The sequence below is a fragment of the Gemmatimonas sp. genome (assembly GCF_044345575.1).
GTDB lineage: Bacteria > Gemmatimonadota > Gemmatimonadetes > Gemmatimonadales > Gemmatimonadaceae > Gemmatimonas.
Genome location: NZ_JBIJAW010000191.1, coordinates 1 through 6,212, shown reverse-complemented (window position 1 = coordinate 6,212; position 6,212 = coordinate 1). Strand labels below are relative to the sequence as shown.

Here is a 6,212-nt window from a genome sequence, read left to right as displayed (position 1 = left end):
TACGAGAACGGTTCCGTCATGCGCGTCACGCGCAGGAATGCGCCGTCGTGCGACGCGTCCACGTTACGGATCATCGCCGGCGTGCCCACGGATTTCACGGCGCGCGTGCGCACGTCGATGAGCGCCACCTGTCCGGTGGTGTGGTACTTGAGCAGCGCCTTGTCGTGCGGGTCGGCGAGCAGCGAGAAGTGCACCGGCTGCGGCACGGCGCGCGACTCGGTAAGGCGTACCTGCGGGCCGTCTTCTATGTCGCCTTCGCCGTGCGTGGGCACGGGGCCACGATTGGTGGGCACGAGCAAGGCGACCACGTGGCGTCCGTCGGCGGTGAAATCGAGATCGGTGACCATGGTGGCCAGAAGCGGCCGCTCGCTCAATCGCGTGCTACGCCCCGTGGCCACATCGAGCACGTACGCGTAGCTCGCGGCGGGAGTGTTCACCATGTATGCCACGTGCGTGCCGCGCGGCGACCACACGGGCGACGAGATGGTGGTGCCGGCCGGCGCCGCAAAGGTCCGTTCGGCGCCCGTACGCGGGTCCACCAGCACAATGGCGGTGCGGGTGCTGGTGGTAACGCTGCGGGCGCGATTGGCTCGTGTGTCGATCTGCAGGCCACCGAGCCAGATGTGCGGCGCGCCGTACGCCTTGATGTCACCGCGGTCGGCGCCCGCGGTGCGCAGGAACCAGCGCGCATCGGGGCTGGGGCTCGTGAACGAGATGTCCACGCGCGGAGCCATGATCATGCGCTCGATGTTGGCCGGTGGCTTCACGAACGCTTCGGTGCGCAGGATCTGCTGCGGGTCCCAGCCGCTGGCGGCGGGGGCCTGTTGCGCGGAAAGCGGGGCCGCGGCCAGCAGGGCGAGTGCGGCGGGGGAGATGGGACGGCGACGGGGCATTGAGGCTCCGGAGGGACTGAATGGGGATCCTCCAGATTACGCGGTAGCCGCAGGGTCCGTTAGGTGGAGTCCACCTGCTCCTGCTTCCTCTTCAGTGGTCCCGGGCCGTATGCTATTCCCATGCTCCGTCGCTCCTTCCTCGCCTCTGCGGCCGCCGCCCTGGCCAGCCGCCATGTCCCGCTGTCCGTGCTCGGCGCGTCAGCCGGCAAGCTGAATCGCATCGGCATCGAGCTGTACGCCGTGCGCGGCGCCATGCGCGCCAACCCCGAGCGCACGCTCGAGGCACTAGCCAAGATCGGGTACACCGACGTGGAGCTGCTCTGGAGCTTCAAGAACTTCGGGCAGAGCATCAAGGAAGTGAAAGCGAGCCTCAAGGCCACGGGGCTCAAGGCGCCGTCGGCGCACATGGCGCCGGAAGCCATTCTCACCGAGTGGGAGCAGCGCTGTGCCGAGGCCAAGGAGCTCGGTATGACCTATCTCACGGCCCCGAGCCTGCCGAGCGAAGCCAACAAGAGCATCGACGTGGTGAAGCTGTGGGCGAACCGCTTCAACAGCGCCGGTGAAGTGGCGAGGCGGTACGGCGTCTGGATTGCGCTCCACAACGAGCCCAATCACGAGAAGCCCATCATGGGGCAGAAGCCGATGGAGGTGTTCCTCGCCGAGACCGACCCCAAGCTCGTCCGCTTTCAGCTCGATGTGGGGAACATGCTCATGGGCGGCGGCGACCCGCTCGACTTCCTGCAGCGGCATCGCTCTCGCTGCTGGAGCTTTCACCTCAAGAACGTCATTGCCGATCGCACGAAGGACACCGAGCTCGCGAAAGGGGTGTTCGACCTCAAGTCATTCCTCGCCGCCGTGCCGGAGCTCGACAAGAAGCCGTGCTTCGTGGAACAGGAAGGGAGCGGCGACGAGCTCGCGAGCGCGAAGGAGAACTTCGACTATCTGCGCAGCTTGAGCTGGTAAGTGGCGGTGCCTTACGGCACCACCAGACTCACCGTCGTCGTCGGCCGCGTCTTGAAGTCGGGGCTCACCCTGACCGAGATCGACTTCTCAGTCTGTGGCACACCGGTTACTGGCGTGAGCACTCGGCAGATGTAGCTGGGGCCCGTCAACGGGGCGAAGAAGCTCGGGCCGTAGAGGTCCGTTTCGAAGGCCCCGCTCGCGTTCGACTCCGTCTCGAGACCGAACGGCTCGTTCGACGTGCCGACGCACGACACGCCGATGCGCGCGTTCGCCACGGGTGTGCCATTGGAGCGCGTCACCGTGCCCTTAATCGTCGCGTAGTGACGGCCCGAGCTGTCCGTGGTCTCGAGAAGCGAGCCGCAGGCGGCGAGGAGGGCGAGGGGGGTGAGGAGGAGCGCGGTACGGAGCATGGGGGGATGGTGCCGGGAGTGCATTGAAAACGAAGACTGACGACTGCCACTACACACTACAAACCCTCGCGGGGGGACCGCGTTCCCGGTCGTGGCGGGGCGCGGACGGGCGTCGCGTTGGCCTGGGGGAGTTTGTAGTTCGTAGTCTTCAGTCGTCAGTCTTTAGTCAACTACTTACTACCAATCCGTCGGCTTGTAATCCTTGAGGAACTTGCCCCACACATGCGTGCCGGTGTTGATCCCATCGATGATGGGATCCACGATGCGCGCGGCGCCGTCCACGATGTCGAGCGGCGGATGGAAGCGATGCTCCTCCACCTTGCGCGCGGCAATGTGCACCGGGTCCTCATCGGTCACCCAACCGGTGTCCACGGCGTTCATGTGAATGCCGTCCGTCTCGTAGTCGGCCGCACTCGTACGCGTCATCATGTTGAGCGCAGCCTTGGCCATGTTCGTGTGCGGATGGCGCGTCGTCTTGAACTTGCGGTAGAACTGCCCTTCCACCGCACTCACATTCACGATGTGCTTGTCGCGGGTCGCCGTGCGCAGCATGAGCGGCTTGAGACGCGCATTGAGCAGGAAGGGCGCAATGGCGTTCACCAGCTGCACTTCCAGAAGTTCCACGCTCGGGACTTCGTGCATGAGCAGCCGCCACGAGTTGCGCTCACGCAAGTCCACCTGCTGCAGGTCCTGATCGAGACGCCCTTCGGGGAAGAGCTGCGACTGGTCCTGGTATTCCTCAGCGAGCAACTGTACCTGCGACAGTTCGGCCGAGTGCGTGATGCCTGCCACGTCGGCCAGTGCGCGCGGCAGCGTGGCCGGCGTGATCATCTCGTCTTCGCGTGACACACCCGCTTCAGGGAGCAGGTGATAGCCACGCACACCTTCGTACGCGCCGAGCAGCTTGCGGGCCTGCTCGGGCATGTCGCTCAGCGACGCGCGCTCGAGGTCCATCATGTGCTTGTAGAAGTCGGGCGGACGCCGCACCGTCTGACAGGCATTGTTCACGATGAAGTCGAGCCGGTCGTGCGTCTCCATGAGGTGGTGGCAGAACGCCTCCACACTCGGCGTGTGACGCAGGTCGAGCCCGTAAATCTCGAGGCGATGCTTCCACTGCTCGAAGTCGGGCTCGCTGGCGTAGCGCTGCGCCGAGTCGCGAGGGAAACGCGTGGTGACGATGAGATGCGCCCCGGCGCGCAGCAGCTTGATGCCCGCCTGGTAGCCGATCTTCACACGACCACCGGTAAGCAGCGCCGTGCGGCCACTCAGGTCGGCCAGCTCCGTGCGCTTGCGGTAATTGAACTCCGCGCAGGTGGGGCAGAGCTGATCGTAGAAGTGATGGATGACCGTGTACTGCTGCTTGCACACGTAGCAGTGCTGCGGCTCCAACGCCTCGGTGAAATCGGGCTCGTCCACCGTGATCTGCTCGTCACTTCCCGGCAGCAGGTAATTGGGCGTGGTGAACACCGTCTGTCGGCGCAGTTTGCGGATGCCCGTCTCCTGCAGCTGGTTCTCCGCTTCCTGCAGCTTCACCGTGCGCTCGGCCTTCTTCTGGCGCTTGGTGGCCTTCACCATCTGGCGGCGCAGAATGGCATCGGGGCGCGACACTTCGCCCGCCGCCTTGAGCAGACGCGTGCGCTGCTCGTCGGGGATATCGAGCAGGTTGGCGCGATCGGCCGCGAGCTTTTCGAGCAGCGCGGTGGCGGCGGCGATCTGTTCGGCCGAGATGGATTCAGCCGACGAGGGCTCGGCCGGGGTGTTCTGAGGCAGCGGAGTTTCCGACATAGCCTTGAAAGATAACGACCCCGGGGTCGAAATCACATTTGTGATGTCTGCCCGGGGCCATTCAGCGACGGCAGAGGCTCAGTACTCCGCCTCGAACGCCAGCCCCTGCTTCTTGGGGAGCAGCCAGTAGTACCAGTGCTTCTCCTTGTCCCACCCCTCGGCGTCGGCGTTCTCCTCGCCCCACACGCAGCGGCCGCTGGGGAAGGTGGCATTCCGGAAGCGGGTGTCGAGCTCCAGCAGATCGGCCCACTGGTCGTCGGCCTCGGTGATCACGCGCAGCTTGTGGCGCACGTCGAGATCATTGAGGTAATCGTCGAAAGTGAGCTCATAGCCGCGCTCCACTTCGGTCACCGTGCGGGACCATTCGGCGAGCCATTCGTCGCGTTCGTGCATTGGGGAAAGGGCGGGGAACGGAGGCGGAAACGAAAACGAAACGGGCCGTCGACCTGCAGTCAGTTGGGCCGGCGCCGAGCCTGGCGCCTGAAGTACGCTTCGCCGTCGTTGGGCTTGAAGAAGGTGCGGATGGTGCTGTCGGCGTCGAAGGCAATGAATGCGCCCGACGGCCGGTCGAACTTGGAAATCACGCCATCGGTGGGACGCACGATCTCCAGTACATCGCCCGCGGGCGGGGTGGCCCGCAGTGTCTGCGCCAGCACCAGATACGCGTCGGCATTCGGGGCGTTGAACTCGGCCCCGTGCTTGGCGAAGTGGTCGGCCAGGCGCTCGGCGGTGCGGAACCCGATTGCGCTCCGCGCTCCGGGAGGCGCAGAGGGAACAGAGGCGCTGGGAGTGACCGGCGCGGAGGCCGACGACGAGGTGACCGGCTCGGGGCCCGGCTGTGACCCACGCGGGTTGAGCAGCAGCCACGTGCCCAGCGCGACGCAGATGCCGGCGAAGAGGAAGGAGCGAAATGCGCGACCCATGCCACATATTCACATCATGAGCATCGTCGCGGAACTGCTGGAGCTGCTCGAGCTGGAGAAGCTCGAGGTGAACATCTATCGCGGGCAGAACAGGGACCTGGGCACCGGCCGGGTGTTCGGCGGTCAGGTGTTCGCCCAGGCGCTGGTGGCCGCCCGTCGCACGGTGGACGAAGCGCGCGAGGCGCACTCGGTGCACGGCTACTTCCTGCGCCCGGGCGACCTCAAGGCGCCCATCGTGTACTTCGTGGATCGCCCGCGCGACGGCGGCACCTTCACCAGCCGACGCGTCACGGCCATTCAGCACGGCGAAGCCATCTTCCACCTGTCGGCGAGCTTTCATGTCCAGGAGCCGGGACTGGATCATCAGGACCGCATGCCGCAGGTGCAGGACCCGGACAGCATCAAGCCGGAGCTCGAGCAGGTGCGGGAGAACGCGCAGGTGCTGCCCCCGGAGCTGCGCACGGTCATCACGCAGGACCGCCCCATCGATTTCCGTTCCCCGCAAAGTCATTTGCCCGGTGGCCCGGTGGCGGGGGAGCCGGAACGGTACGTGTGGTTCCGCGTGATCGACGCGCTCCCCGACGATCCCATCATTCATCAGGCCATTCTGGCGTACGCGTCGGACTACGGCTTTCTCCCCACGGCGCTACGCCCACACGGCGTGCGCTATGGCGACCCGCGACTCTTCCTCGCGTCGCTCGATCACACGCTGTGGATGCATCGGCCTTTCCGCGCCGACGAGTGGCTGCTGTACGTGATGGACAGCCCCAATGCGTTCGGCGCACGTGGCTTCGTGCGCGGCCAGGTGTTCACACGCAGCGGCCAGCTGGTGGCGAGCGTGGCGCAGGAAGGACTGCTGCGCTTCAAGGACCAGCGATAGCGGGAGTACGCGGCGAACTGACGCGCGGCGTACGCGATACCGTCAACGTGGCCGCACGAACCCCACGATGCGGTCGCGCACCATGTTCGTCTGGCTCGGCGACACGATGCGGCCGGCGATCACGTGCCCGTCTTCGCCTTCAGTGGGCACCACGAGCACCTGTTCCACCGGGGCGAGTGTTTCCAGAGCGAGTGCCTCGAGCCAGCGCTTCGTGCGCGCGGCATCCACGACGCCGTCACCCTCGTGATAAATAACGAGCGTGGGCACGTTGTATCCCGTGAGCGAGCGACCACGCACGTCTTCCACGAGCGCCTGCATGGGGAAGAGCGCGGTGCTGGGATACTTCACCGTCCAGAAG

General features: G+C 65.8%; 7 protein-coding genes and 1 pseudogene. 2 read left to right on the top strand and 6 right to left on the bottom strand.

What is annotated here, in order from left to right; genetic code table 11:
* The coding region (locus ACIQ6O_RS11300; RefSeq protein ID WP_396207892.1) for a TolB family protein at positions 1–893 on the bottom strand (893 nt) is incomplete at its 3' end.
* 120 nt (positions 894–1,013) lie between these two features.
* Here ACIQ6O_RS11300 and ACIQ6O_RS11295 point away from each other — a divergent pair.
* Complete coding sequence (locus tag ACIQ6O_RS11295) at positions 1,014–1,856, top strand: sugar phosphate isomerase/epimerase family protein (protein WP_396207891.1); 843 nt, start codon at positions 1,014–1,016, stop codon at positions 1,854–1,856.
* A gap of 11 nt (positions 1,857–1,867) precedes the next feature.
* Here ACIQ6O_RS11295 and ACIQ6O_RS11290 read toward each other — a convergent pair whose 3' ends face one another.
* The 4 genes from ACIQ6O_RS11290 to ACIQ6O_RS11275 form a co-directional block, all read right to left on the bottom strand.
* Positions 1,868–2,266, bottom strand: a complete 399-nt coding sequence (locus ACIQ6O_RS11290) for a hypothetical protein (protein WP_396207890.1) — start codon at positions 2,264–2,266, stop codon at positions 1,868–1,870.
* A gap of 177 nt (positions 2,267–2,443) precedes the next feature.
* Positions 2,444–4,051: an SDR family NAD(P)-dependent oxidoreductase gene (locus tag ACIQ6O_RS11285; protein WP_396207889.1), complete on the bottom strand. Its 1,608-nt coding sequence runs from the start codon at positions 4,049–4,051 to the stop codon at positions 2,444–2,446.
* Positions 4,052–4,129: 78 nt separating this feature from the next.
* Positions 4,130–4,444 (bottom strand): hypothetical protein, encoded by a 315-nt coding sequence (locus tag ACIQ6O_RS11280; RefSeq protein WP_396207888.1) that lies wholly within the window; start codon positions 4,442–4,444, stop codon positions 4,130–4,132.
* A gap of 59 nt (positions 4,445–4,503) precedes the next feature.
* Entirely contained in the window at positions 4,504–4,974 is a 471-nt protein-coding gene (locus ACIQ6O_RS11275) for a hypothetical protein (RefSeq protein ID WP_396207887.1), read from the bottom strand.
* A gap of 16 nt (positions 4,975–4,990) precedes the next feature.
* Here ACIQ6O_RS11275 and ACIQ6O_RS11270 point away from each other — a divergent pair, with 16 nt between their 5' ends.
* Positions 4,991–5,854 (top strand): acyl-CoA thioesterase, encoded by an 864-nt coding sequence (locus tag ACIQ6O_RS11270; RefSeq protein WP_396207886.1) that lies wholly within the window; start codon positions 4,991–4,993, stop codon positions 5,852–5,854.
* 42 nt (positions 5,855–5,896) lie between these two features.
* Here the strand turns inward: ACIQ6O_RS11270 and ACIQ6O_RS11265 are convergent.
* Positions 5,897–6,212 (bottom strand): annotated as a pseudogene (locus ACIQ6O_RS11265) (alpha/beta hydrolase); the annotation flags it as partial.

What these genes read in the sequence shown, in the direction of transcription:
- ACIQ6O_RS11295 (WP_396207891.1), top strand. Translation starts at nt 1,014, where the DNA reads ATGCTCCGTCGCTCCTTCCTCGCCTCTGCGGCCGCCGCCCTGGCCAGC.
- ACIQ6O_RS11290 (WP_396207890.1), bottom strand. Translation starts at nt 2,266, where the DNA reads ATGCTCCGTACCGCGCTCCTCCTCACCCCCCTCGCCCTCCTCGCCGCC.
- ACIQ6O_RS11285 (WP_396207889.1), bottom strand. Translation starts at nt 4,051, where the DNA reads ATGTCGGAAACTCCGCTGCCTCAGAACACCCCGGCCGAGCCCTCGTCG.
- ACIQ6O_RS11280 (WP_396207888.1), bottom strand. Translation starts at nt 4,444, where the DNA reads ATGCACGAACGCGACGAATGGCTCGCCGAATGGTCCCGCACGGTGACC.
- ACIQ6O_RS11275 (WP_396207887.1), bottom strand. Translation starts at nt 4,974, where the DNA reads ATGGGTCGCGCATTTCGCTCCTTCCTCTTCGCCGGCATCTGCGTCGCG.
- ACIQ6O_RS11270 (WP_396207886.1), top strand. Translation starts at nt 4,991, where the DNA reads ATGAGCATCGTCGCGGAACTGCTGGAGCTGCTCGAGCTGGAGAAGCTC.